The following is a 25,121-nucleotide window of genomic DNA, read 5'->3' as shown; positions in this document are numbered from 1 at the left end:
CACGGCGCGGGCCAGGACCCGGCGCTCGATGTCGCGGCCCTTGCGGATCAGGTCGCGCGGCGTGTCGCGGTGGCTGATGCGCTCCACGTCCTGTTCGATGATCGGCCCCTCGTCGAGGTCGGCGGTGACGTAGTGGGCCGTCGCGCCGATCACCTTGACCCCCCGCTGGTGGGCCTGGTGATAGGGCCGCGCGCCCTTGAAGCCTGGCAGGAAGGAGTGGTGGATGTTGATGCAGCGGCCCTCCAGCTTGGCCGCCAGGCCGTCCGACAGCACCTGCATGTAGCGGGCGAGCACCACCAGTTCCGTCTGCGTCTCCTGGATCAGTTTCCAGAGCGCCGCCTCCTGCTCCATCTTGGTGTCGCGGACCACCGGCAGGTGGTGGAAGGGCACGCCCGACAGATCCAGGTGGGCATAGGTGTCGGCGGCGTGGTTGGAGACCACGGCGGAGAGCGTCATGGGCAGTTCGCCGCGCCGCCAGCGATAGAGCAGGTCAGCCAGGCAGTGGTCCTGCTGCGAGGCCAGGATCATCACCCGCTTCTTCACCTTCGAATCGCGCAGGGTCCAGTCCATGCCGAATTCCTCGGCGTGGGGGGCGAAGGCCGCGCGCAAGGTCTCGGCGCTCTCGTCGCCGGCGAACACCACGCGCATGAAGAAACGGCCGGTCTCCTCGTCGTCGAACTGCTGGGCGTCAAGGATGTTGCCGCCGCGCTCGAACAGGAAGGCTGAGACGCGGGCGACGATGCCGGGACGGTCGGGGCAGGCGAGGGTCAGGATCATGGCCGTGCCTAAGGCTTGATCACCGCCCCGACGTCAAGCGCCCTCACGCTCAGTTGCGCGGGCTGGCGGGTGGAGCCGGCCGCCGCCCAAGGCTAGGGTGACGCATGACCCTCACCGCCCGCGCCCTCGATATCCTTTCCACCCTGGTGGCCTTCGACACGACGTCGCGGCTCTCCAACCTCGCCCTCATCGAATGGGTGGAGGCCTATCTGGACGGTCACGGCGTCCCGCACCGGCGCGCGCCCAACCCTGAGGGGACCAAGTCCAACCTGCTGGCCACGGTGGGGCCGATGATCGAGGGCGGCGTGGTGCTGTCGGGCCATACCGACGTGGTGCCGGTGGACGGCCAGGCCTGGATAACCGACCCCTTCAAGCTGACGCCGAAGGACGACGGCCGCATCTATGGGCGCGGGACCTGCGACATGAAGGGGTTCCTGGCCCTGGCGCTGGCCGCCGTGCCCGACCTGGTGGCGGCGGGTCCGAAGAAGCCGGTGCACCTGGCCTTCTCCTATGACGAGGAGATCGGCTGCCTGGGGGTGCCCGACCTGATCCGCCTGATCGGGGCGGAGCTGCCGGCCCCCGCCCTGGTGGTGGTCGGGGAACCCACCAACATGGAGGCCGTCCGCGGCCACAAGGGGATCATCAACCACCTGGTGACGGTCAATGGCCACGAGGCCCATTCCAGCCAGACCCAGCTCGGCGTCTCGGCGATCATGGAGGCCGTGCCCCTGATGGCGGCGGTGCGCGACCTGGCGGCGAAGCTGGAGCGGGAGGCTGATCCCAGTTCACTCTTCACCCCCAAGCACGCCACCATGACCATCGGCCTGGTCCAGGGCGGCACGGCGGGCAACATCCTGGCCCGGGAGTGCAGTTTCCAGTTCGATCTGCGCTACGCCGCGGGCCTCGATCCGGACGCTCTGCTGGCGCCGTTCTTCGCCCAATGCGGGGCGCTCGACGCGGCCCTGAAGGCCCGCTTCCCCGAGGCCGGGGTGAGGGTCGAGCGGAGATCGGCCACCCCGCCCCTGGCGCCCGAGCCGGACGGCGTCGCCGAGGTCTTCGCGCGCCGTCTGACCGGCGATAACGGCCCGCCCCGAGTGGTGGCCTTCGCCACCGAGGCCGGCCAGTTCCAGCAGGCCGGCTTCTCCACCGTCATCTGCGGCCCCGGCTCCATCGACCAGGCCCACCAGCCCAACGAATATGTCGAGGCCGTCCAGATGGACCGCGGCGGCGCCTTCATGGAACGGCTGGTGGAGTGGGCGGCGGCGGGGGAATGACCCCTAGCGCTTGATCACCACCCGGCGCAGGAACAGGTCCAAGGGGTTCCAGGTCATGGCGCGCGCGATGGCCCAGGAGCCCGCGGTGCGCGTCGCCTGGGTCTCGCGCCGCGCGGCCAGCGCGATGTTCAGCCCCTTCAGCCCCGCCATCAGGCCGCGCCAGGGCGCCTTGAATTCGTGGCGGTCGGCATGGCGCAGGAACAGCAGGGCGGTGGTGAAGATGTGCAGGGGCAGGGTCAGGGCCAGCAGCAGGGGCGGGGTGTTCTTCACAAACACCCAGAACCGGTTGCGGGTGCCATGGAACACCGCGAATTCCGACCTTGGCCCGCCTGAGGCGGTGGAGCCGACATGGCGCACCACGGCGGTGGGAACGACAATGGTCGGCTCGCCGATCAGCCGCATGCGATAGCCGAAATCCACGTCCTCGCAGTAGCAGAACAGCCGCTCGTCGAAGCCCCCCAGCGCGAGGAAGAAGGCCCGGTCCACCAGCATGGCGCCGCCGCAGGCCGAGAACACCTCGCCCGGCGCCACCGGCCCTGGGTCGCGGCCGGTATAGCCGCCCCGGAACGGAAACCCGGCGCCGGACATCACGTCCCCCAACCCGTCCAGCCGGCTCGGATCGTCGGCCATCAGCTGGCGCGAGGAGAAGCATTTGACGTCCGGCCAGCTCTTCGTCGCGGCCATCAGGGTTTCGAGCCAGTCGGGATCGGCGAAGGCGTCGGGATTGATCAGGGCCATCCACCGGCCCGTGGCGAGCTGGGCGGCGCGGTTTACCCCCGCCGCGAAGCCCAGGTTCGAACCCGCCTCCACGAACCGCACCTTGGGATGGGTGCCGGCCGCGGCCTGTGGCGCGCCGTCGTCCGACGCGTTGTCCAGCAGGATGATCTCGTGGTCGTCGAAGCCCTGGGCCGCCAGGGCCGCGAGGCAGGTTTCCAGGTGCCGGCCGCTCTGATAGGCGACCACCACGACGCTGACGGCGGGCGTCAAGGACTTGTCTTTCCCGCCAACCCGCGCCATCGCAAGCGTCACTCCGTCCAACTGAGGCGCCATGACGACGATTACGCCCCTCGCCCTGCCCGACGTCCTGCTTATCACGCCCAAGCGCCATGGCGATGCGCGGGGCTGGTTCATGGAGACCTGGAGCCAGCGCGCCTTCGCCGACGCCGGGCTGGATATCGACTTCGTGCAGGACAACCACGCCTTCAGCGGCGAGGCCGGAACCGTGCGCGGCCTGCATTTCCAGACCGCCCCGCACCCCCAGGCCAAGCTGCTGCGGGTCCTGCGCGGGTCGATCCTCGACGTCGCCGTGGACATCCGCGCGGGTTCGGCCACCTACGGCCAATGGGTCTCGGCCACCCTCACGGCCGCCGGCGGTGAGCAGCTGCTGGTGCCGCGCGGCTTCGCCCACGGCTACTGCACCCTCGAGCCTGACACCGAGCTGGCCTACAAGGTCGACGGCCTCTATGCGCCGCAGACCGAGGGCGCGGTCCTCTGGAACGACCCGGACCTGGCCATCGACTGGCCCGCCTTCGCCGGCTCGGTGGTGTCGGACAAGGACAAGGCCGCCCGTCCCCTGAAGGACCTGGCTCCGGTGGCCTTCTGATGGCCGAGGTTTCCGAACTGGTCAGCATCCTGGAGCTCGAGCCCATCGAGCTGGACATGTATCGCGGCCAGACTCCGCCCGGAGCCGGCAGCCGCATCTATGGCGGCCAGGTGGTGGCCCAGGCCATGGCGGCGGCCTATCGCACCATCGACGACGGTCGGCTCTGCCACTCCATGCACGGCTATTTCATGCGGCCGGGCGATCCCAAGACCCCGATCCTGTTCCAGGTGGAGCGGGTGCGCGACGGCGGCTCCTTCGCGGTGCGCCGGGTCGTGGCCCTGCAGAACGGCAAGCAGATCTTCAACCTGGCCGCCTCCTTCCAGACCCCGGAGGAGGGCTTCGAGCACCAGTTCGACATGCCCGCCGCCCCGGCCCCCGACACCCTGCTGAATGAGGAAGAGCTGCGCGCCAAGGCCGGGCTCGATCCCGCCAGCCGCCGCATCTGGCCCGTCGAGGTTCGCCCGGTCGATCCGGCCCCGCATGGGGTGGCCGAGGTGCGCGAGCCCAACGACATGTGCTGGTTCCGCGCCCGCGTCTCGGTCGGCGACGACGTGGCGCTCAACCAGTGCGCCCTGGCCTACGCCTCGGACATGACCCTGCTGGACGCCTCGCTGCGGCCCCATGCTGTGGACTGGGATTCCGGCCGCCTGCAGGTGGCCAGCCTCGACCACGCCCTGTGGTTCCACAAGGCCAGCGACTTCTCCGAGTGGCACCTCTATGTGCAGGACAGCCCCTCGGCCTCGGGCGGACGGGGCTTCAACCGCGGATCGATCTATGGCCCGGACGGCGCCCTGGTGGCCTCGGCCACTCAGGAAGCCCTGATCCGCTTCCGCTAGAGCATGTCAGGCGCAAGTGCGCGCCGGCTCGCCGCCCGGACATGCTCTAGATTCAAGAAGATAGACCCTTTTTATCCGATCAGGTTGATTCAACCTGATCCGGAAAGGGTCTGGCCCGGGTTCAGGCCCCGACCGCCTCCGGCTCCGTCACAAACCCCTTCCAGGTCGCCATGTAGTCGACGAAGGCCGGGCCCAGGCCTTCGCTGCGCAGGTGCTCGCGGGTCACCGGCAGGCTGACGGGCTTGAAGTCGGCGTCCATCTCCACCCGGTGCGGCCAGTCATGGTGCAGGATGGCGGCGCGGCCCAGCAGGACGAAGTCGGCGCCGGCGTCGAGCATGGCGCGCGCGTCGGCCGCGCTCATGATCTTGCCGGCGACCCCCAGCCGCACCTCGCCGCGGTCCAGCTCGGTGAAATAGCTCATCAGGGTGCGGCCCTTGTAGGCCTCGTCCGCGGGCTCCTTGAAGGCGTCCCACAGCGACATGTCGAGGAAGTCGATCAGGCCTTCGGACATCACATGCTGTGCGAAATCGGCGATCTCCCGCAGATCCAGGTCGAACCGCTCCGGTGACAGGCGCAGGCCCAGGAGGAAGTCCGGGCCGCAGCGGTCCCGCACGCCCCGCAGGATCTCCACGATCATCCGCCCCCGGTTCTCCGCCGAGCCGCCGTACTGGTCGGTGCGCCGGTTCAGGCCGGCGCTGAGGAACTGGCAGAGGATGTAGGAGTGGGCGCCGTGAACCTCGACGCCGTCGAAACCGGCGGTCTTGGCCCGCACCGCCGCGACGATGAAGTCGTCCACCACCTGCTCGACCTCGGCGGTCGACAGCCCCCGCGAGCCGGAGGCCTCGTCGTCGGACGGGCCCACCGGCTGGGTCCCGATCAAGTCCTTGGGGGAGCGGTAGCCGGCGTGGTGCAACTGCACCACCGCGATGCTGCCCGCGGCCTTGATGGCTGTGGCCAACCGGGTAAGGCCCGCGATGTGGGTGTCCGACCAGATGCCCATCTGGCCGGGAAAGCCCTGGCCGACCGCCTGGACGTGGGCCGCGCAGGTCATGGTCAGGCCGAACCCGCCCTGGGCCCGAAGGGTCAGCCAGTGGAACTCGTCCTCCGACATGGTCCCGTCCACATGGCTCTGCAGATTGGTGAGCGGCGCCAGCATCAGGCGGTTCTTCATGGCCGGGCCATGGGGGAAGGTCAGGGGCGCAAGCAGATTGGCGGGCAAGGCGGACATCCGGTCTGGAGAGAGGTTGGCGTCAGTTGAGAGGCCCGCCGTCTTCGGCGCAAGCCCCCCACGGCGCCTAAGTGATTGCCGATAAGCTGAGCCCGCGCGATGATCGCCGCCTAACTGGGAGCCCACCATGAGCGCCAACCTGATCGAGCAGAGCCTGGAACTGGCCGCCGAGCGTTGTGAGGACCTGACGCCGCTGGTCTATGCGCGCCTGTTCGCCGACCATCCGGAGATGGAGGCCCTGTTCTGGAGCGACAAGAACTGGGCGGTCCGCGGCGAAATGCTGGCCCAGGTGTTCTCGGCCATCCTGGATTTCGTCGGCGACCGGCTCTACGCCTCCACCCTGATCCAGACCGAGGTGATCAATCACGCCGGCTACGACGTGCCCCCCAATATCTTCGCGATCTTCTTCGCGACGGTGGCCGCGACCCTGAAGCAGGTGATCGGCGCCGACTGGACGCCGCAGATGGACCAGGCCTGGACCCGGCTGCTGGCGGACCTGGACTACTACGTCACCCACCCGAACCAGGCGGAGACGCAAGGGGTGGGCGCCTGACGCCCATGCTTTCGGCGTCATTCTTGGGCGGGGCTCTTGCTCTTCCCCAGGGGAATGGCGTCCTGTGCGCCGCCGAAGCGCCACGGTCGAGCGGCGCCGGTCGGGAGCAGGTTTCGTGAACCCAGGCGCGTCAGGCTCCAGCAGGCTTAGCCTGCCCACCATCCTCGGGTTTGCGCTCTCGAACCTGCCGCTGGGCGCGCTGGCCGTCGCCGTGGCGGTCTATCTCCCTCCCTATTTCGCCAGCAACCTGGGGGTCAGCCTGGCGGTGGTGGGCGGGGCCTGGATGACGGTTCGGCTGTTGGACATCGGCGTGGATCCGGTGCTCGGCGTCATCATGGACCGGACCCGCACGCGGCTCGGCCGCTACCGGTTCTGGATGCTCCTGGGCGCGCCGGTCCTGATGCTCTCGGTCTTCGCCCTCTTCCAGGCACCGCACGGCATCGGCCTTGTCTACCTGATCGGGTGGCTGCTGGTCTTCTACCTGGGCACCTCGATCCTCGGCCTGGGCCATTCGGCCTGGGGCGCGAACCTCTCCAAGGAGTATCACGAGCGTTCCCGCCTGTTTGGCGTGGTCGCCGCCCTGGGCGTCATCGGGGCGGTGGTGGTGCTGCTGATCCCCATCGGCGCCGAGGCCCTTGGCCGTGACGCCACCGAGATCGTGCCCGACATGGGCTGGTTCATCTTCTGGCTCATCCCGGTCTCGATGATCTGGATGCTGCTGCGGACTCCGGAAATCATCGCGCCCGAGACAGACCATCCTCGCTTCCGGCTTCGCGACTATTGGTCCCTGCTGGTGAAGCCCGACCTGCTGCGCCTGTTCCTGGCGCAGATGGCCCTGACCCTGGGTCCCGGCTGGATGAGCGCCCTCTACATCTTCTTCTTCACCGACAGCCGCGGCTTCACCGCCACCGAGGCCTCGATCCTGCTGCTGATCTATGTCCTGGCGGGGATCGCCGGCGCGCCGCTCACCGCCCTGCTGGCGCGGCGGCTCTCCAAGCACCGCACCCTGATGGTCACCACCACGGCCTATTCCATCGGCCTGTGCATGGTGATGATCCTGCCTAAGGGCAATGTCGCCGCCGCCATTCCGGCCATGTTCTGGTGCGGCTTCATGGCCGCCGGCTTCGACCTGATGATCCGCGCCATGCTGGCCGATGTCGGCGACGAGGTGCGGCTGGAACAGGGCCAGGAGCGGCTGAGCTTGATCTACGCCCTCAACGCCCTGGCCGCGAAGATCGCCGGCGCCTTCGCCATCGGCGTCACCTTCCCTCTGCTGCAGCGGCTCGGCTACAACCCCACCGAAGGGGCGGTGAACACCGAGGGCGCGATCCGCAGCCTGGAGTGGGCCTATATCGCCGGCCCCATCGTCTTCGTCATGCTGGGGGGCGCCTGTGTCATCGGATGGCGCCTCGACGCCGAGCGCCACGCGCAGATCCGCCAAGACCTCGACACCCGCGACGCCCAGTACGCCGAGGCTCCGATCCTCGAGAGCCTGTCGAGCGAACCGGCCATCCCGGTGCTGGGCGGCAGGGACAGCTAGCTCGTCGATCAGTCTTGTCTTGCGTTCATTGTGCGCCGCAATATGAGCCTTGAGGCCGATCGAATTCGGCTCGCTCCAAGGACGCCGCCATGATCCTGCAATCGAAATCCGCCGTCGTCACCGGCTCCACCAGCGGCATCGGCCTGGCCATCGCCCGCGCCTTCGCCGCGGAGGGGGCCAACGTCCTGATCAACGGCTTCGGGGCCGCCGAGGACATCGAAGCGGCGCGGGCTGGGATCGAGGCGGAATTCGGCGTCAGGGCGATCTATTCCGGCGCCGACATGACCCAGCCCACCGAGATCGCCGCCATGGTGGCCCAGGCGCAGGCCGAACTGGGCGCCGTGGACGTGCTGGTCAACAACGCCGGGGTGCAGTTCGTCTCCCCCATCGAGGACTTTCCCCTGGAGAAGTGGGACCAGATCATCGCCATCAACCTGTCGGCGGCCTTCCACGCGATCCGCGCGGTGGTCCCGGGCATGAAGTCCCGCGGCTGGGGGCGGATCATCTCCACCGCCTCGGCCCACAGCCTGGTGGCCTCGCCCTTCAAGTCGGCCTATGTGGCGGCCAAGCACGGGGTCGTAGGCCTCACCAAGACCGCGGCCCTGGAGCTCGCGCCCCATGGCGTGACCGTCAACTGCATCAGCCCCGGCTATGTCTGGACCCCCCTGGTGGAGAACCAGATCCCCGCCACCATGGCCTCGCGCAACCTGACCCGCGACCAGGTGATCAACGACGTCCTGCTGGCCGCCCAGCCCACCAAGCAGTTCGTGACGCCCGAGGAGGTCGCCGCCATCGCCGTCTTCCTCTGCTCGCCGGCCGCCAAGCAGATGACCGGCGCCAACCTCTCGGTGGACGGCGGCTGGACGGCGGCGTAGGGCGCGCCTCCTGACGCGGCGTAAGAGTTTCGCGGCGGTCGAATCCGTGACAGCGTAAGCCTCGCGTGGGCCCTGGGTGCTCACCAGGGAGACGCTATGATCGGGATCATCCTGCACCACTACGAGGCCTCGCCCTTCTCCCAGAAGGTGCGCTGTTTCCTGGGACTCAAGGGGTTGGCCTGGTCCTCGGTGATCACCCCGAACATGATGCCCAAGCCCGACCTGACCCCGCTGACCGGCGGCTATCGCCGCGCGCCGGTCATGCAGATCGGCGCCGATGTCTATTGCGACACCCAGGTGATCCTGGCCGAGATCGAACGCCGGGCGCCCAATCCGCCCGCGGTCACCGGTCCCGACTGGGCGGTGAACTTCTGGGCCGACCGCCTGTTCTTCCAGACCACCGTGCCGGTGATCTTCGGCGAGATCGGCGATGCCGTCCCCAAAGCCTTCATCGACGACCGCGAGAAGTTGTCAGGCCGCCCCTTCGACGTCGCCGCCATGAAGCGCGCGGCCGGCGTCATGCGGCCCCAATGGCGGGCCCACGCCGCCTGGATCGACCAGGGCCTGGCCGGGCGCCCCTTCCTGTCCGGCGACAAGCCTGGGCTGGCGGACGTGGCGGCCTATATGAATATCGTCTGGCTCAGCAATGTCCTGCCCGCGACGGCCAAGGCCCTGACGGCGGGTCTCACCCGCATCCCCGACTGGGCCGAGAAGATGATGGCGCTGGGCGAAGGCGCCCGCGAGGAGATGGCCGGCCGCGTGGCCCTGGAGATCGCCCGCGACACCCAGCCTGGGCCGCCGCCGGCTCATGATCCCGCCGATCCCCTCGGCCTCGATCCTGGAACCCACGTGACGGTGATGGCCGACGACTATGGCCGCGACCCCATCGCCGGGACCCTGGTGGCCGCCACCGCCGACCGCCTGGTGATCGCCCGCAACTCCGCCGATCTCGGCGCCCTGCACATCCACTTCCCTCGCGCCGGCTACGTGGCCGTGCGCGCCCGACCCCTCTGAAGGAGCCCGTCATGGAAGACCGCATCAAGGTTGATCTGAAGGACGGCGTCGCCGATGTGCGCCTGGTCCGCACCGACAAGATGAACGCCCTCGACGACCACATGTTTCAGGCCCTGATCGACACCGGCGAGGACCTGAAGACCCGGCCGGGCGTGCGCGCCATCGTGCTGTCGGGCGACGGCAAGGCCTTCTGCGCCGGCCTCGACATGGGCAATTTCGGCAAGATGGCCTCGGGCGAACGCTCAGGCGGCCAGTCCTCCACCGGCGAGGCCCTGCTGACGCCGAAGCGCACGCCGGGCGGCTCCAACCGCGCCCAGCACGCGGTGATGGTCTGGCGCGAACAGACCGTGCCGGTGATCGCCGCCATCCACGGCGTGGCCTTCGGCGGCGGCTTCCAGCTGGCGCTCGGCGCCGACCTGCGCTTCGTCACCCCCGACACCCGCATGGCGGTGATGGAGATCAAGTGGGGCCTGGTCCCTGACATGGGCGGCCTGGTGCTGATGAAGCGCCTGGTGCGCGACGACGTGGCCCGGGAGCTGACCTATACCGGCCGCATCTTCGACGGCGAGGAGGCCCTGCGGCTCGGCTTCGCCACCCGGGTCTGCGCCGATCCCCGCGCCGAGGCCCTGGCCCTGGCCGCCGAGATCGCCTCCAAGAGCCCGGACGCGATTCGGGGCTCCAAGCGCCTGCTGGACATGGCCTACGACGCCGACCAGCACGCCATGCTGCTGGCCGAGAGCCAGGAACAGGGCGCCCTCATCGGCTCGCCCAACCAGATCGAGGCGGTGATGTCCAACATGCAGAAGCGCGCGGCGGTCTACGCGGACTGATCCATGCGCCTGACGCTCTATCACTGCGCCGACGCGCGCTCCTTCCGGGCTCTCTGGGCCCTGGAGGAGCTTGGCGTTCCCTATGAGCTGAAGCTGCTGCCCTTCCCGCCCCGGGTCCTGGCGCCCGACTACCTGGCGGAGAACCCCCTGGGCACCATCCCCCTGTTGGTGGACGGCGCGACCCGGATGACCGAGAGCGCGGCCATCGTCCAGTATCTCGCCACCCGCGACGGTCCCTCGACCCTGTCGGTGGAGCCTGGCGATCCCGCCTATGGCGACTGGCTGAACGGCCTCCACTTCGGCGAGGCGACGCTCACCTTTCCCCAGACCCTGGTGCTCCGCTACACGCGCCTGGAGCCCCAGGACCGCCGCAACCCCCAGGTGGCCGACGACTACGGCCGCTGGTTCACCGCCCGGCTGAAGGGGCTGGAGCCGAGGCTGGCGGCGAACGGCGGCTGGTACTGCGCGGGGCGCTTCACCGGGGCGGACATCTCGGTGGGCTACGCCCTGCTGCTGGCGGAGACCCTGGGGCTGGACGCGCGATTTTCACCCGCCGTGGCGGACTACTGGGCGAGGCTGCAAACGCGCGACGGCTTCGTGCGGACGAAAGCCGCCCAAGCCTCAGACGCCATGCCGAGCTGGCAGGCCTGACCTTTCCTCCCCCGTGACCGGGGGAGGAAAATCAGCCCACTCGGCGAGCACTTCGGGATCGCTTTCGGACTGTGCGGCTCGCAACACTTCGAACGCCTCGGCGCTGAGCAATCGCGAGAGCCCCCAGACCGCGGCCCCGCGCACCAGGGGCGACGGATCGGCCAGCCGCGCCTGCGCCACCTCCGCCAATCCCGCGTCGCCTGAATTGCCCACCGCGTAGAGCACGTTCCTCACAAACCGCTCGCGGCCGATCCGCTTGACCGGGCTCTTGGAGAACAGCGCCCGGAACCCCGCATCATCCAGCCCCGCCAGGTCCCGCAGTCCGGGCGCCCTCAGGGCGTCGCGGGCGTGCAGCCGCTGTTCGCGAGCCGTGGCGGCGAACTTGTTCCAGGGACAGACCGCCAGGCAGTCGTCGCAGCCATAGATGCGGTTGCCCAGCGCGGCGCGGAACTCCCGCGGGATCGGGCCCTTCAGCTCGATGGTCAGGTAGGAGATGCAGCGCCGGGCATCCAGTTGGAACGGCGCCGGGAAGGCTTGGGTCGGGCAGATGTCCAGACAGGCCTGGCAGGATCCGCAGTGCTCCGCCTCCGGCGCATCGGGGGCGAGCTCCAGCTCGGTCAGGATGGACCCCAGGAACAGCCAGGATCCGAACTCGCGGCTCACCAGGTTGGTGTGTTTGCCTTGCCAGCCCAGGCCGGCGCGGGCCGCCAGGGGTTTTTCCATCAGCGGCGCGGTGTCGACGAACACCTTCAGCTCGCCGCCGAACCTGGAGGCCAGCCAACCGGCCAGCTGCTTCAGCCGCCCCTTGATCAGCTCATGGTAGTCGTCGCCCTGGGCGTAGGCCGAGATCACCCCGCGGTCCCCATGGGCCAGGGCCTCGAGCGGATCGGCGTCGGGGCCGTAATTGACCCCCAGCATGATCGCGCTGCGGGCCCCGCCCCACATCGCGTTGGGGTGCGCCCGGCGCTCGGCGGTGGTGGCCATCCAGTCCATCTCGCCGTGACGGCCGTGTTCGATGAAGGCGTGCAGCCGACCGCCCGCCGCCCAGGCCTCATCGACGCGCGCGAAGCGGCAGGCGTCGAAGCCCAGCTCGGCCGCCTTCTCGCGGATCAGCTCAGAAGTCGAGGTCGTCATAATGCGGCGCCGGCGCGAGGCCGGGCCAGCGGTCGGCCAGCAGCGGCCGGAAGGCCGGCCTCGATTTCAGCTTCATGTACCAGGTCTTGACGGCTTGGAAGTCCGCCCAGGGCACGTCGCCGAAATAGTCGATCACCGACAGATGCGCCGCCGCCGCGAAATCGGCCAGCGACAGCCGCGTCCCGGCCAGCCAGTCGCGGTCGGCCAGCAGGCTGTCGATATAGAGCATGTGGCCGCGCAACGCCTCGCGGCCCTGGCGCAGGGAGGCCAGGTCCGGCGCCCCCAGGCCCAGCAGACGCTTCTCCATCTTCTCGTGAAGGATGAAGCCGCCGACCTCGTAGTCGAACTTGCGGTCGAACCACTGCAGCAGGCGCCGCGCCTCGGCCCGTTCGCCGGGCTCGCGTCCCAGCAGGGCGGGTTCGGGATAGGTCTCTTCCAGGTGGTCCAGGATCGCCCGGCTCTCGCAGAGCACCAGGGACCCTTCGGTGAGCACCGGGGTCAGGCCCGAGGCGTTCAGGCTCACCAGCTCCTTGGGGCGCTCCCAGTAGCGCACCGGGTTCTCGACAAACGCCAGGCGCTTCTCTCCCAGGGCCAGACGCACCTGGCGCGAGGCGGGGTCGAGGGGGAAGTGGTGCAGGGTGCGGTCGGGGGTCATGGGAACGAAGCGGCCTAACATGGCCTGCGTTAAGGGCGCGTTTACTGCGCCTGTTCGGCGAAGGCGCCGCCGTGCGGCTCGGCGCGGCCGCGCGGGTCGGCATGGATCAGGATGTCGGCGTGGGGAAACTCGGCCAGGATGCGGGTCTCGGCCTCCACGATCAGGCGATGGGCGGCCTCCAGGGTGAGGGCCGGATCGATGTCCACGTGCATCTGCATATGGATGAACGGCCCCGAAGCCCGGGTGCGAAGCTGGTGGACATCGCTCAGGCGCGGGTCCTGGCTCACCAGCTCGACGATGCGGGCGCGGTCGGCGTCGGGCAGCTCATGGTCCATCAGCTGGCCCGAGGCCTCGCGGAACACCCCGATGGCGGCCCACAGCAGCAAAGCCGCCACAATCAGGCCGGCGATGGCGTCGAGGCTGTTGAAGCCCAGCCAGGCCGCCGCGCCGATGCCGAGCAGCGCGATCAGGTTGGAGGCCACGTCCGTCAGATAGTGGGCCCGGTCCCCCGACACCGCCACGGAGTTTGTCTGTTTCAGCACCCGGCCCTGGGCCAGGATCAGCAGCACGGTCAGCACGGTGGAGACCGCCATCACCGCCACCGCCCAGCCCTCGTTGGCCACCGGGGTCGGGTTCAGGATGTGGACGATGGCCTCCTGGCCGATCAGGGCGGCCGAGGCGAACACCAGGCCCGCCTGGGTCAGGCTGGCGAAGGCCTCGGCCTTGCCGTGCCCGAAGCGGTGCTCGGCGTCCGGCGGGGCCTGGGCGTAGCGGACCGCATAGAAGGTCGCCAGGCTGGCGATCAGATCCAGCCCCGAATCCGCCGCCGAGGCCAGCAGCGCCACCGAGCCGGAGATCAGCCAGACCCCGCCCTTGATCACCACCAGCACCCCGGCCGTCGCCACCGACAGCAGGGTGATCTGCCGGGTGAGGGCGGCGGCGGCTTTCGGGTCGAGGCCAGTGGGGGCGTGCATCTGCCTTATCTAGTGCGCCCGCGCACGCCGCCCCAGCGCTAACGACTCTCAGGGAGCGGGATGAGGAAAAGTGGGGACCGGTTTTCCGCCCGCATCCCGCTCAAATATGGCGTCAGGCGGCCACGCGAGGGGTCGGCCCCACATAGACCGACTGCGGCCGGATCAGGCGGCCCCCCGCCAGCTGCTCCCGCGCATGGGCGATCCAGCCCGCGGTGCGGCCCATGGCGAACACGCAGGTGAAGGCCGACGGCGGGAATGCCAGGGCCTCCAGCAGGAGCGCCGTGTAGAACTCCACATTGGTGTCCAGGGACCGGTCGGGCTTGTGGGCCTTGAGGATCTCCAGCACCGCCCGCTCCACGGCCTCGGCGAACTCCAGCCGCCCGCTGCGGGTCCCCATCCGTCGGATGGCGGCCTTCAGGGCGTCGGCGCGGGGGTCGCGCACCCGGTAGACCCGGTGCCCGAAGCCCATCAGCCGGTCGCCGCGGGCGAGCGCCGCCTCGATCCACGGCCGGGCGTTCTCCGCGCCGCCGATCCCGTCCAGCATGTCGATGATCGGTCCCGGCGCCCCGCCGTGCAGCGGCCCCTTCAGGGCGCTGATCCCGGCCAGCACCGCCGACCCAAGGCCTGCCCGGGTCGAGGCCACCACCCGGGCGGCGAAGGTCGAGGCGTTCAGCCCATGATCGCTCACCGTCACCAGATAGGTGTCCAGCGCCTCAGCCTCGGCTTGACTGGGCGCCTTGCCCAGCATGCGCAGGATGTCGGCCGCGTGCCCTAGCGAGGCGTCCGGCGCGATGGGCGCCTCGCCGGCCTGGCCCCGCACCACCGCGGCGGTGAACACCGCCGGGGCGGCCAGCAGGCGCAGGGCCACAGCCAGGTCATCCCCGTCCGCCAGCCGCGCGGTGAGCGCCCGCATGGCCTCGATGGGGCTGAGCGCCAGGATGCCGGTGTCCATCGCCGAGACCTCGGCGAACACCTCGGCGCGGGCGGCGGCCAGGGGCCCGGCCAGATCGGCGGGCAGGTGGTCGAAGAACCCATCCCATAACAGACGGGTGACCTCCTCGAAGCTGGCCCGCCCGGCCAGGTCGTCCAGCGACCGGCCGCGGATGATCAGGCGGCCCGCCGCCCCGTCCACGTCGGACATCACGGTGTGGGCGGCGATGACGTCTTCCAGTCCGTCCGACATGGGAGGGCCTCCTTTTTCCAAACTTGCTAAGCGCGATATTTGCCGCCAAGCTGGATGCGTCAATCTTGATCAACATAATCAATATAAGATGCCGCAAACCAAGCCCAGCGACTGGATCGGCGCCGACGAGGCCCGCGCACAGTTGGGCGTGCGGCCCCAGACCCTCTACGCCTATGTCAGCCGGGGCCGGGTCCAGACCCGCGTCGATCCCGGCGATCCGCGCCGCAGCCTCTATCGGGCCGCCGACATCACAGCCCTGGTTCAGCGCAAGACCCGCAGCCGCAAGGCCTCGGAGGTGGCGGCCGGCGCTATCGCCTGGGGCGAGCCGGTGCTGGTCTCGGCCATCACCACCATTTCCCAGGGCCGGCTGTTCTATCGCGGCCGCGACGCCGTCGAGTTGGCGGAGACCGAGACCCTGGAATCCGTCGCCCGCCTGCTGCGCGGCGGCCACGGCGCGGCCCTGAAGCGCACCGACCGTCCCCAGCCGCCGGAGGGAGCGGACATGACCGCGCGCGCCTTCCTGGCCCTGGCTGCAAGGGCCGGCGTGGACGCCCCGGCGCTCGGCCGCCACCCCCTGGCCCTGGCCGTCGAGGCCGCCACCCTGCTGGACGTGCTCACCGACGCCATCGCCGGCGAGGTGGGCGGCGGGGCGATCCACAACCGCCTGGCCTTCGCCTGGGGTCTGGGCCCCGGAGGACCGGGGGCGGACCTGGTGCGCCGGGTGCTGGTGCTGCTGGCGGATCACGAGCTCAACCCCTCGGCCTTCGCCGCCCGGGTGGCCGCCTCGACGGGGGCGTCCCTGGCCGCCGCCGCCCTGGCGGGTCTGGCCACCCTTTCAGGCCCGCGTCACGGCGGGGCGCCGGCCGCGATCCGGGGCTTTTCGGCCGAGGCCGCCCAGGGCGGGGCGCGCAATGTCATCGCCGCCCGCCTGGCCGAGGATCGCCTGCTGCCGGGCTTCGGCCACCAGCTCTATCCCGACCACGATCCCCGCGCCGCCGCCCTGCTGGACCGCTTCAAGCTGACCCCGGAGATGGCCAGCCTGCGATCGGCGGCTGAGGACATCACCGGCCTGGCGCCCAATATCGACTTCGCCCTGGTCGCCATGTCCGACGCCCTCAAGCTGCCCCGCGACGCCCCCTTCGCCCTCTTCGCCACCGCCCGCTGCGCCGGCTGGATCGCCCACGCCATCGAACAGGGCCAGACCGGCGCCCTGATCCGGCCGCGGGCGCGCTATGTGGGGGTGGAGGTGGCGTAGAGCCTTCTCGCCGCGCGGGCGTCAGCTCAGATTAGATCGTCCACGAACCACACGAACCACACGAACAAACAAAGGGTGTCATCCCGCATGCAGGCCGAAGGCCGGAAGTGCGGGATCCAGAGGTGCTGGGCTTCCGGCACGCCCAGCGCATCTGGGTCTCGGCCCTCCGCTTCGCTGCGGCCGGGATGATACTGAGAGAGTGAAGCTGCCCGTTCGTGACGTTCGTGTGGTCGTGGTTCCAACTCTTGGGGGGCTCTCAGACCCACAGAGCTACGCCCGGTGATGCACCGCCTCTTCCTCGGCCAGCGGCTGGTCCAGGCGGTGCACCATCTCCTTGGGGACCACCTGCCAGAACTTCCCAAGATGCCGGTCCCAGTCGCGCAGGATGCCGGCGGCGAAGGCCGAGCCGGTCTCCCGCGCATGCTCCTCCACCAGCTCGCGCAGCTCCGCCTCCCAGGCCCGGGTCCCGATCCGCTGCACCACCACGCTGTCGGTGTTGAGGTGGGTGAGGAAGCGGTCGTGCAGGTCCAGCACAAACGCCATGCCCCCGGTCATGCCGGCGGCGAAGTTGAAGCCCACCGGCCCCAGGATCACAGCCCGCCCGCCAGTCATGTATTCCAGGCCGTTGGCGCCGCAGCCCTCCACCACGGTCACGGCCCCGGAGTTCCTCACCCCGAACCGTTCCCCCGCCAGGCCCGCCGCGAACAGCCGGCCCGAGGTGGCGCCATAGAGCACGGTGTTGCCCAGGATGGCGTTGGCCTCCGGCGCCGCCAGGTGCGGCGAGGGGCGCAGGATGATGGTCGCCCCCGACAGGCCCTTGCCGACATAGTCGTTGGCCTCGCCGGTCAGCTCGATGCGCAGGCCCTGGACCGCGAAGGCCCCCAGGCTCTGTCCCGCCGAGCCCTTGAGCTGCACGGTCAGGTGCCCGGCGGGCAGCCCGGTCATCCCGAACCGCCGCACGATGTGCGAGGAGGTCCGCGAACCGATGGCGCGCGCGGTGTTCCGCACCGTGTAGGTCAGCTGCATCTTCTCGCCCCGCTCCAGCAGGGGAGCGGCGTCGCGGACGATCTGCGCGTCCAGGGTGTCGGGCACCTCATTGCGCCCCTCCACCACGCAATAGCGCGGGTTCGAGCCCGGATCGGCCATCACCAGCAGGGGGTTGAGGTCGAGATCATCCAGATGCTCGCCGCCGCGTGAGACCTGCTGCAACAGGTCGGTGCGGCCGACGATCTCCTGGATCGAGCGGAAGCCCAGCGAGGCCAGGATTTCGCGGACCTCCTCGGCGATGAAGGTGAAGAGGTTGATCACCTTCTCCGGGCTGCCGGAGAACTTCTCCCGCAAGGCCTCGTCCTGGGTGCAGACCCCCACCGGGCAGGTGTTCGAATGGCACTGGCGCACCATGATGCAGCCCATGGCGATCAGGCTCGCTGTTCCAATCCCGAACTCCTCGGCGCCGAGCATGGCGGCGATCACCACATCGCGCCCCGTGCGCATGCCCCCGTCGGCCCGCAGCCGCACCGAGTGGCGCAGGTTGTTGAGGGTCAGGACCTGGTTGGCCTCGGAGAGACCCATCTCCCAGGGCCCGCCGGCGTACTTGATCGAGGTCTGGGGCGAGGCCCCGGTGCCGCCGACATTGCCGGAGATCAGGATCACATCTGCTTTTGCTTTGGCCACGCCCGCCGCGATCGCCCCGATGCCGGTCATGGCCACGAGCTTCACGCAGACCCGCGCGGTGGGGTTGATCTGCTTCAGGTCATAGATGAGCTGGGCCAGGTCCTCGATGGAATAGATGTCGTGGTGCGGCGGGGGTGAGATCAGCATCACGCCGGGCGTCGCGTGACGCAGCCGCGCGATCAGCTCGGTCACCTTGAAGCCGGGCAGCTGCCCGCCCTCGCCGGGCTTGGCACCCTGGCTGACCTTGATCTCGATCTCGCGGCATTCGTTGAGATACTCCGCCGTCACCCCGAACCGTCCCGAGGCGATCTGCTTGACCGCCGAGTTGGGGTTGTCGCCGTTCGGCAGGGGCTTGTAGCGGGCGCTATCCTCGCCGCCCTCGCCGGAGACGCTCTTGGCCCCGATGCGGTTCATGGCGATGTTCAGCACCCCGTGCGCCTCGGGGCTGAGCGCCCCCATGCTCATGCCCGGCGTCAGGAAGCGCTTGCGGATCTCGTTGACGCTCTCGACCTCGTCCAGGGCCACGGGACGTTCGCCGGTCCGCCAGTCCAGCAGGTCGCGCAGCTGGATGGTGGGCTGCCGGGCCATCCCCGCCGAGAACCGCTGGTAGGCGCCATAGTCGCCGGTGTTGCAGGCGGCCTGCAGGGTGTGGATCATGCGCGCCTCGAAGGCGTGGCTCTCGCCGCTGGCGCGCGCCTTGTAGAGGCCCCCCACCGGCAGGCTGATGGCCCCGGGGTCCCAGGCGCGGCGATGCACCTCCACCGCCTTGGCCTCCAGACCCGCCAGGCCGATGCCGGAGATGCGCGAGGGCATGCCGGGGAAGAACTCCGCCACCAGGGCGCGGCTCAGCCCCACCGCCTCGAAGTTGTAGCCGCCGCGATAGGAGGAGATCACCGCGATGCCCATCTTGGCGATGATCTTCAACAGGCCGCCCTCGATGGCGTGCTTGAAGTTTCGGCAGACGTCGTGGAGCGTCAGCTCGCCCGCCAGGCCCCGCTCCAACCGGTCCTGGAAGCTCTCCTGGGCCAGATAGGCGTTCACCGCCGTGGCCCCCACCCCCACCAGCACCGCGAAATAATGGGTGTCGAGGCACTCGGCCGACCGGACGATGATCGAGACGTAGGACCGTAGCCCCTTGGCCACCAGCCATGCGTGGACCCCGCCGGTGGCCAGGATCATCGGCAGGCCCACACGCCCGGGCCCCGAGGCCTCGTCGGTCAGCACGATGGTGGCGCAGCCGCGCAGGGCGGCGTCCTCGGCCTCGGCGCGGATGCGGTCGAGATTGGCGCGCAGGGCGTCGCCGGGCCGGCCCTTAGCGGCCGGGATCGGCATGGTGGCGTCGATCACCGCCGCCGTGCCCTCACCGATGAAGCCCATGAACCGCTGGTACATGCCGGTGGTCAGCACCGGGCTTTCCAGCACGAAGACGTCGGTCTGGGCCTCGTCCTGGGCCAGGATGTTGCCCAGGTTCTTGAACCGGGTCTTCAGGCTCATGACACCGGTTTCGCGCAGGCTATCGATCGGCGGGTTGGTCACCTGGCTGAAGTTCTGCCGGAAGAAATGGGAGAGCGGCCGGTACTGGTCGCTCAGCACCGCCAGGGGCGCGTCGTCGCCCATGGAGCCCACCGCCTCCTTGCCGTCCTCGATCATCGGGGCCAGCAGCAGCTCCAGGTCCTCCAGGCTCATCCCGGCGGCGGCCTGGCGGCGCGTCAGCTCCTCCCGGCCGTAGGCGCGCGGCTCGGGGCCGGGCGCGATCTTGGCCTCCAGATCCACCATGTTGCCCAGCCACTGGTCATAGGGGTGCTGGGCGGCCAGGCGGTCGATGATCTCGTCCTCCTCGTAGAGGCGGCCCTCGGCGAGGTCGACGGCCACCATCCGGCCGGGCTGGATGTGGGCCTTGCGCACGATGCGGGCCTCGTCGACCCGGCACATGCCGGCCTCCGAGCCCATGATCAGCAAGCCGTCGTCGGTATAGGTCACCCGCAGTGGCCGCAGGCCGTTCCGGTCCTTGCCGGCCACCACCCAGCGGCCGTCGGTGGCGCAGATGGCGGCCGGTCCGTCCCAGGGCTCCATCACCGCGTTGCAATAGGCGTAGAGCGCCTTGTGCGCCGGGCTGATCTGTTCGTCGGTCTTGTGCGCCCAGGCCTCGGGGATCAGCAGGGCCTTGGCCATGGGAGCGTCGCGGCCGGCCCGGACCAGCACCTCGAAGGTGTTGTCGAGCGCCATGGAGTCCGAGCCGCTGGCGTCCTGGATCACCGGCTTCACGTCGTCCCCGAAGTCGCCGAAGGCGTCGGCGGCCATGCGGATCTCGTGGCTCTTCATCCAGTTCAGGTTGCCCTTCTTGGTGTTGATCTCGCCGTTGTGCGCCAGCATCCGGAAGGGCTGGGCCAGCCGCCATTCCGGGAAGGTGTTGGTGGAATAGCGCTGGTGGAAGATCGCCACGGCCGCCGTGAACCGGGCGTCGGTCAGGTCGGGATAGAAGGCGTCGATGTGCTCGGCCAGGAACATGCCCTTGTAGATCAGCGAACGGGCCGACAGGGAGCACAGGTAGAATTGCTGGATGCCGGCCTGGGCGACACGCTTCTCGATGCGCTTGCGGCACAGGAACAGCGCGCGCTCCAGGGCCTCGCCCTCCAGGCCGGCGGGACCCGCCAGCATGATCTGCTCGATCTCCGGGCGCGTGGCGTTGGCCTTCTCGCCGATGACCCGGGTGTCGGTCGGAACCTGGCGCCAGCCATAGATGTAGAAGCCGAACCGCAGGGCCTCGGCCTCGACGATGGTGCGGGCGGCCTCCTGGGCGTTGAGGTCGTTGCGCGGCAGGAACACCTGGCCCACGGCGATGGGCCCGGGACGCAGCCTGTGCCCCGTGCGCTGCACCTGGTCGGCGAAGAAGTCCTGCGGCACGGAGACCAGCACCCCCGCGCCGTCGCCGGTCTTGCCGTCGGCGTCGATGGCGCCCCGGTGCCAGACGCTCTTCAACGCCCGGATCGCCAGTTCCACCACCTCCCGGCGCGGCTGCCCGTCCAGGGCGCAGACCAGACCCACGCCACAGGCGTCTCGCTCGCTGTCGGGATCATAGGCGTGACCGTCGATGAGCTTGGCGCGGTTGGCCAGGTAGCGGGCGGTGTCGCTGGATTGTCCTTCTCCCCTTGCGGGAGAAGGTGTCGGGCGAAGGCCCGACGGATGAGGGGTCGCGCTCCCCTCGACGCGCGACGGACCCGCCACTTCCGAGAGGTCGGCGCGACCCCTCATCCGACCCTGCCCCGCAGGGCCACCTTCTCCCGCAAGGGGAGAAGGAACACTGTGCTCTTGGCTCATCTTCTTGCCTCCGCCGCGACCCGCGCGGGTTCCGTCAGATAGCGGTGGATGGCGTCGGCGGCGTCGCGGCCGTCCTTGATCGCCCAGACCACCAGGGACGCCCCGCGGGCGATGTCGCCAGCCGCGAACACGCCGGGCAGGTTGGTCATCAGGGTGCGGAAGTCGGCCTTCACCGTGCCCCAGCGGCTGACCGCCAGGTCCGGGGCCGCGAGGCCGCGCGGCAGGTCCTCGGGATCGAAGCCCAGCGCCTTGATCACCAGGTCGGCCGGCGCCTCGAAGTCGGCGCCCTCGATCTCCTCCGGCGCGGCGCGGCCGGTGGCGTCTGGCGCGCCGAGACGCATGCGGGCGGCCCTGACACCGGTGGCCATGCCGGCTTCGCCCAGCACGGCCCGGGGCGCGGCCAGCCATTCGAACACCACGCCCTCCTCTTCGGCGTGGGCGACCTCCCGGGCCGAGCCCGGCATGTTGGCGCGGTCGCGGCGATAGAGGCAGGTCACCGACTTCGCCCCCTGGCGCACGGCGGTGCGCACGCAGTCCATGGCGGTGTCGCCGCCCCCCACCACCACCACGTCGCGGCCCTGGGCGTGCAGCTGGCCCGAGGCGTATTCCGGCACGTCGTCGCCCAGACCGGCCCGGTTCGAGGCGATCAGGTAGTCCAGCGCCGGCGTCACCCCCGCCGACCCCGCGCCGGGGACCACCAGGTCGCGGTCGGCATAGACACCGGTGGCGATCAGCACGCTGTGGTGCGTATCGCGAAGCTCATCGAGGGTGACGTCCAGGCCCACCTCGAAGTTCAGCTGGAACTCCACCCCACCCTCGGCCAGGCGCTGCGTCCGCCGCATCACCACGTCCTTCTCCAGCTTGAAGCTGGGGATGCCGTAGATCAGCAGCCCGCCGGCCCGGTCGTGGCGATCGTAGACGGTGACCGCGTAGCCCATCTCCCGCAGGCGCTCGGCGGCGGCCAAGCCCGCCGGCCCCGCCCCGATGATCCCCACCGACTGCCCTCGGGCGGGGCCGGGCGACAGGGGGCGCACCCAGCCCTCTTCCCAGGCCTTGTCGGTCAGGTAGCGCTCGACCGCCCCGATGGTGACCGTGCCGTGCCCGGATTGCTCGATGGTGCAGGACCCCTCGCACAGGCGATCCTGCGGGCAGATGCGGCCGCAGATCTCCGGCATGGAATTGGTGGCCTGGGAAAGCTGGTAGGCTTCCTCCAGCCGCCCCTCGGCGGTCATCCGCAGCCAGTCGGGGATGTTGTTGTGCAGCGGGCAGTGGGTCTGACAGAAGGGGATCCCGCACTGCGAGCAGCGTGAGGCCTGCTCGCGAGCCTTCGCGTCGATGAAGTCGGCATAAATCTCATGGAAATCGCCGCTGCGCGTAGCCGCCGACCGCTTGGGGGGCGTTGTCCTCTCCACAGTCGTGAACTTCAGCATCCGCTCGGCCATGGCCGGTCCTCCGCCCCCTCATGGGCGAAAGCCTTTTACGCGTCTTTTCAACGTCCCGGAACAAGATGGTCCATTAAACGTACGATCTTGGACTTATAGCCCAGCTTCAAGCTCATCTCGAACGGTGGATCCCGCTCAGGTCGTCTACAAACGGGATGAACTTCAAATTTACCCTGTTCCCGCCCCTTACCTCCACTTCATCCCCTGCCGAAAGTCCCCGCATGTCCGATTGGATCGCCGCCATCATCCTGGGCGTCGTTGAAGGGGTGACCGAGTTCATCCCGGTGTCCTCGACTGGCCACCTGCTGCTGACCAAGTCCCTGCTCGGCTTGCCGAACGGGTTCTGGGACACCTTCGCGGTGCTCATCCAGCTGGGCGCCATCCTGGCCGTGGTGGCGCTCTATTTCGGCAGGCTCTGGAAGGTGCTGATCGGCCTGCCCACCAGCGCCGAGGCGCGCGGGTTCGCGCTCTCCGTCCTGATCGCGTTCATCCCCGGCGCGGTCCTGGGCCTGGCGCTCCACGAGGTCATCAAGGAGGTCCTGTTCGAGAGCCCGCGCCTGATCTGCTGGTCGCTGATCATAGGCGGGGTGGGTCTGCTGGCCCTGGACCGCTGGGCGCCGGCGCCCCGGGAGGAGGACGCCATGAAGCTCTCCTGGAAGACCTCCCTGGTGGTGGGTCTCTTCCAGACCCTGGCCCTCATCCCCGGTGTCTCGCGTTCGGGCGCCACCATCGTCGGCTCGATGCTGATGCGGGTGGAGAAGAAGGCCGCGGCCGAGTTCTCCTTCTTCCTGGCCATCCCCACCATGGCCGGCGCCTTCGCGGTCGACCTCTACAAAAACAAGGATGTGCTGAGCATGGACCAGGCGGGGATCATCGCCCTGGGCTTCGCCGTCAGCTTCATCGTCGGCTTCATCGTCGTCCGCGCCCTGGTGGACTTCGTCGGCCGCCACGGCTTTGCGCCCTTCGCCTGGTGGCGGATCGTGGTGGGGGCCGGTGGTCTGATCTGGATGGCGATCGCCAGCCAGTAGGGGCTGGCCGCTAGGCGACGGCCGTCAGGCGCTCGACCTCGTCGGCGTACTGGCCGCCCTTGCGGAAGCGGTAGAGGTAGGCCGGCACGATACCTTCGACGGCGGTGGCCTCGATCCCAAGCTCGGCCAGGCCGGGCTGGGTCCCCGACACCACGTTGTCGGACTTCAGCAGTTCGACCTGGTCCTCGGTCAGCGGCGGCGCCCACGGCGTTAGGGCCAGGAACTCGAAGGCCTTGCCCATCAGGGCGGCGACCGGGAAGGGCAGGGGGACCAGGAAACGCTTGCGGCCGGTTTCGGCCAGCACCAGCTCCATCAGCTCTCGGAAGCTGTAGGCCCGCGGACCGCCCAGCTCATAGGTCTGGCCAGCGCAGGCGGGATCGGTGACGCAGGCGACGATCGCCTTGGCCACATCCCCCACGAAGACCGGCTGCAGCTTGCCGTCCCCGCCGCCGATCAGCGGCAGAACCGGGCTGATCATGGCCAGCTCGCCGAACCTGTTGAAGAAGTTGTCGTCGGGTCCGAACACAACCGACGGCCGCACGATGACCGCGCCGGGGAAGGCCTCGCGCACGGCGTCCTCGCCCATGGCCTTGGTCCGCGCATACTTCGCGCCGGACTCCGGATCGGCGCCCAGGGCCGAAATCTGCACCAGGCGCTCGACACCCGCTTCCCGGGCCACGGCGGCGACGTTGCGCGCGCCCATGGCGTGGATGCTCTGGAATTTCTGGCGGCCGGTCTCGTAGAGCACGCCCACCGCGTTCACAACGGCATAGGCGCCTTCGACGGCGCGACGAATGGAGGCCTCGTTGCGGATATTGGCCTGCACGACCTCGATCTGGCCGACATCGCCCAGCAGGCGCATCTTGTAGGCCAGGTGCGGTTGGCGCACGGCGACCCGCACCCGCCAGCCCTGCTTGGCCAGCGCGCGGACAACCTGTGCGCCGACGAAGCCCGAACCGCCGAAGACGGTGACCAGATCCTGCATGGAGTTTCGACCGGATTTAAGTGGCTCTTGGAGCGCTTGCGATAGACGAAGCGACCCCGCGCCGCAATGCGACTTGAAAGGAAGGTGAAGCGGGGCGTTGACCGGGCCTGGGCGGCGCCCTAAGGAACCCCCCTCGCGCGATCCGGTGGATCGGGCCCAGGTGGCGGAATTGGTAGACGCGCTGGCTTCAGGTGCCAGTGGCTTAACGGCCGTGAAGGTTCGAGTCCTTTCCTGGGCACCATCCCTCTCCCTATATGGGAGAGGATCTAGTTTGCGCCGGAGCGAGGCGACC

Annotated in this window: 21 protein-coding genes and 1 tRNA gene; 12 read left to right on the top strand and 10 right to left on the bottom strand. The window is 69.5% G+C overall.

Features of this window, described 5'->3' with window-relative positions:
* The coding region (gene purU / locus Q8N10_RS01975; protein ID WP_304776498.1) for a formyltetrahydrofolate deformylase at positions 1-777 on the bottom strand (777 nt) is incomplete at its 3' end.
* 104 nt (positions 778-881) lie between these two features.
* Between purU and argE the strand changes: the two genes are divergently transcribed.
* Positions 882-2,051, top strand: coding sequence for an acetylornithine deacetylase (gene argE, locus Q8N10_RS01970; protein ID WP_304776496.1), 1,170 nt, complete (start codon positions 882-884; stop codon positions 2,049-2,051).
* 3 nt (positions 2,052-2,054) lie between these two features.
* Here the strand turns inward: argE and Q8N10_RS01965 are convergent, their stop codons facing one another.
* The gene (locus Q8N10_RS01965; protein WP_370690187.1) at positions 2,055-3,038 is read right to left on the bottom strand and encodes a glycosyltransferase family 2 protein; all 984 of its coding nucleotides are present in this window, start codon (positions 3,036-3,038) and stop codon (positions 2,055-2,057) included.
* A 61-nt stretch (positions 3,039-3,099) separates the two neighbouring features.
* Here Q8N10_RS01965 and rfbC point away from each other — a divergent pair, with 61 nt between their 5' ends.
* Together rfbC and Q8N10_RS01955 are read left to right on the top strand one after the other, a co-directional pair.
* Positions 3,100-3,654 carry a dTDP-4-dehydrorhamnose 3,5-epimerase gene (gene rfbC / locus Q8N10_RS01960; RefSeq protein WP_304776493.1) on the top strand — a complete coding sequence of 185 codons (555 nt, stop codon included), beginning with the start codon at positions 3,100-3,102 and terminating at the stop codon, positions 3,652-3,654.
* On the top strand, positions 3,654-4,490 hold the full coding sequence (locus Q8N10_RS01955) for an acyl-CoA thioesterase II (protein ID WP_304776491.1): 837 nt from the start codon (positions 3,654-3,656) through the stop codon (positions 4,488-4,490). Before rfbC ends, Q8N10_RS01955 begins: the two co-directional genes overlap by 1 nt.
* A 121-nt stretch (positions 4,491-4,611) precedes the next feature.
* Here Q8N10_RS01955 and Q8N10_RS01950 read toward each other — a convergent pair whose 3' ends face one another.
* Complete coding sequence (locus Q8N10_RS01950; RefSeq protein WP_304776490.1) at positions 4,612-5,709, bottom strand: NADH:flavin oxidoreductase; 1,098 nt, start codon at positions 5,707-5,709, stop codon at positions 4,612-4,614.
* Between the two features lie 136 nt (positions 5,710-5,845).
* Between Q8N10_RS01950 and Q8N10_RS01945 the strand changes: the two genes are divergently transcribed.
* The 6 genes from Q8N10_RS01945 (at position 5,846) to Q8N10_RS01920 (ending at position 11,181) form a co-directional block, all read left to right on the top strand.
* Positions 5,846-6,271 (top strand): globin, encoded by a 426-nt coding sequence (locus tag Q8N10_RS01945; protein ID WP_304776488.1) that lies wholly within the window; start codon positions 5,846-5,848, stop codon positions 6,269-6,271.
* Between the two features lie 115 nt (positions 6,272-6,386).
* Entirely contained in the window at positions 6,387-7,811 is a 1,425-nt protein-coding gene (locus Q8N10_RS01940) for an MFS transporter (protein ID WP_304776486.1), read from the top strand.
* An 89-nt stretch (positions 7,812-7,900) separates the two neighbouring features.
* On the top strand, positions 7,901-8,686 hold the full coding sequence (locus Q8N10_RS01935) for a 3-hydroxybutyrate dehydrogenase (RefSeq protein WP_304776484.1): 786 nt from the start codon (positions 7,901-7,903) through the stop codon (positions 8,684-8,686).
* A 96-nt stretch (positions 8,687-8,782) separates the two neighbouring features.
* Complete coding sequence (locus Q8N10_RS01930; protein WP_304776481.1) at positions 8,783-9,700, top strand: glutathione S-transferase family protein; 918 nt, start codon at positions 8,783-8,785, stop codon at positions 9,698-9,700.
* 11 nt (positions 9,701-9,711) lie between these two features.
* The gene (locus Q8N10_RS01925) at positions 9,712-10,530 is read left to right on the top strand and encodes a crotonase/enoyl-CoA hydratase family protein (RefSeq protein ID WP_304776478.1); all 819 of its coding nucleotides are present in this window, start codon (positions 9,712-9,714) and stop codon (positions 10,528-10,530) included.
* Between the two features lie 3 nt (positions 10,531-10,533).
* Positions 10,534-11,181 (top strand): glutathione S-transferase family protein, encoded by a 648-nt coding sequence (locus tag Q8N10_RS01920; protein ID WP_304776476.1) that lies wholly within the window; start codon positions 10,534-10,536, stop codon positions 11,179-11,181.
* Here the strand turns inward: Q8N10_RS01920 and queG are convergent.
* The 4 genes from queG to Q8N10_RS01900 form a co-directional block, all read right to left on the bottom strand.
* Complete coding sequence (gene queG / locus Q8N10_RS01915; RefSeq protein ID WP_304776474.1) at positions 11,152-12,315, bottom strand: tRNA epoxyqueuosine(34) reductase QueG; 1,164 nt, start codon at positions 12,313-12,315, stop codon at positions 11,152-11,154. The two genes, Q8N10_RS01920 and queG, sit on opposite strands and share 30 nt — an antisense overlap.
* A complete protein-coding gene (locus Q8N10_RS01910; RefSeq protein ID WP_304776472.1) occupies positions 12,296-12,970 on the bottom strand; it encodes a glutathione S-transferase family protein in 675 nt (224 codons plus the stop codon). The genes queG and Q8N10_RS01910 overlap by 20 nt, the downstream gene beginning before the upstream one ends.
* A 41-nt stretch (positions 12,971-13,011) precedes the next feature.
* Positions 13,012-13,944 carry a cation diffusion facilitator family transporter gene (locus Q8N10_RS01905; protein WP_304776470.1) on the bottom strand — a complete coding sequence of 311 codons (933 nt, stop codon included), beginning with the start codon at positions 13,942-13,944 and terminating at the stop codon, positions 13,012-13,014.
* A 112-nt stretch (positions 13,945-14,056) separates the two neighbouring features.
* Complete coding sequence (locus tag Q8N10_RS01900; protein WP_304776468.1) at positions 14,057-15,127, bottom strand: citrate synthase/methylcitrate synthase; 1,071 nt, start codon at positions 15,125-15,127, stop codon at positions 14,057-14,059.
* 88 nt (positions 15,128-15,215) lie between these two features.
* On the opposite strand from Q8N10_RS01900, the gene Q8N10_RS01895 reads away from it, so the two are divergent.
* Positions 15,216-16,382, top strand: a complete 1,167-nt coding sequence (locus Q8N10_RS01895; RefSeq protein WP_304776465.1) for a citrate synthase — start codon at positions 15,216-15,218, stop codon at positions 16,380-16,382.
* 270 nt (positions 16,383-16,652) lie between these two features.
* On the opposite strand, the gene gltB is transcribed toward Q8N10_RS01895, so the two are convergent.
* Positions 16,653-21,308 carry a glutamate synthase large subunit gene (gene gltB, locus Q8N10_RS01890; RefSeq protein ID WP_304776464.1) on the bottom strand — a complete coding sequence of 1,552 codons (4,656 nt, stop codon included), beginning with the start codon at positions 21,306-21,308 and terminating at the stop codon, positions 16,653-16,655.
* A gap of 62 nt (positions 21,309-21,370) precedes the next feature.
* The gene (locus tag Q8N10_RS01885) at positions 21,371-22,816 is read right to left on the bottom strand and encodes an NAD(P)-dependent oxidoreductase (RefSeq protein WP_304776461.1); all 1,446 of its coding nucleotides are present in this window, start codon (positions 22,814-22,816) and stop codon (positions 21,371-21,373) included.
* A gap of 221 nt (positions 22,817-23,037) precedes the next feature.
* Between Q8N10_RS01885 and Q8N10_RS01880 the strand changes: the two genes are divergently transcribed.
* Positions 23,038-23,844 carry an undecaprenyl-diphosphate phosphatase gene (locus tag Q8N10_RS01880; protein WP_304776459.1) on the top strand — a complete coding sequence of 269 codons (807 nt, stop codon included), beginning with the start codon at positions 23,038-23,040 and terminating at the stop codon, positions 23,842-23,844.
* A gap of 10 nt (positions 23,845-23,854) precedes the next feature.
* Here the strand turns inward: Q8N10_RS01880 and Q8N10_RS01875 are convergent, their stop codons facing one another.
* Positions 23,855-24,829: a complex I NDUFA9 subunit family protein gene (locus Q8N10_RS01875; RefSeq protein ID WP_304776457.1), complete on the bottom strand. Its 975-nt coding sequence runs from the start codon at positions 24,827-24,829 to the stop codon at positions 23,855-23,857.
* 154 nt (positions 24,830-24,983) lie between these two features.
* Here Q8N10_RS01875 and Q8N10_RS01870 point away from each other — a divergent pair.
* Positions 24,984-25,070, top strand: a tRNA-Leu gene (locus Q8N10_RS01870).
* Positions 25,071-25,121: the final 51 nt, after the last annotated feature.

The organism is Phenylobacterium sp. (genome assembly GCF_030693625.1).
Taxonomy (GTDB): Bacteria; Pseudomonadota; Alphaproteobacteria; order Caulobacterales; family Caulobacteraceae; genus Phenylobacterium; species Phenylobacterium ferrooxidans.
Note: the sequence above shows the minus strand (reverse complement) of the source record. Positions and strands in the feature narration are given on the sequence as shown.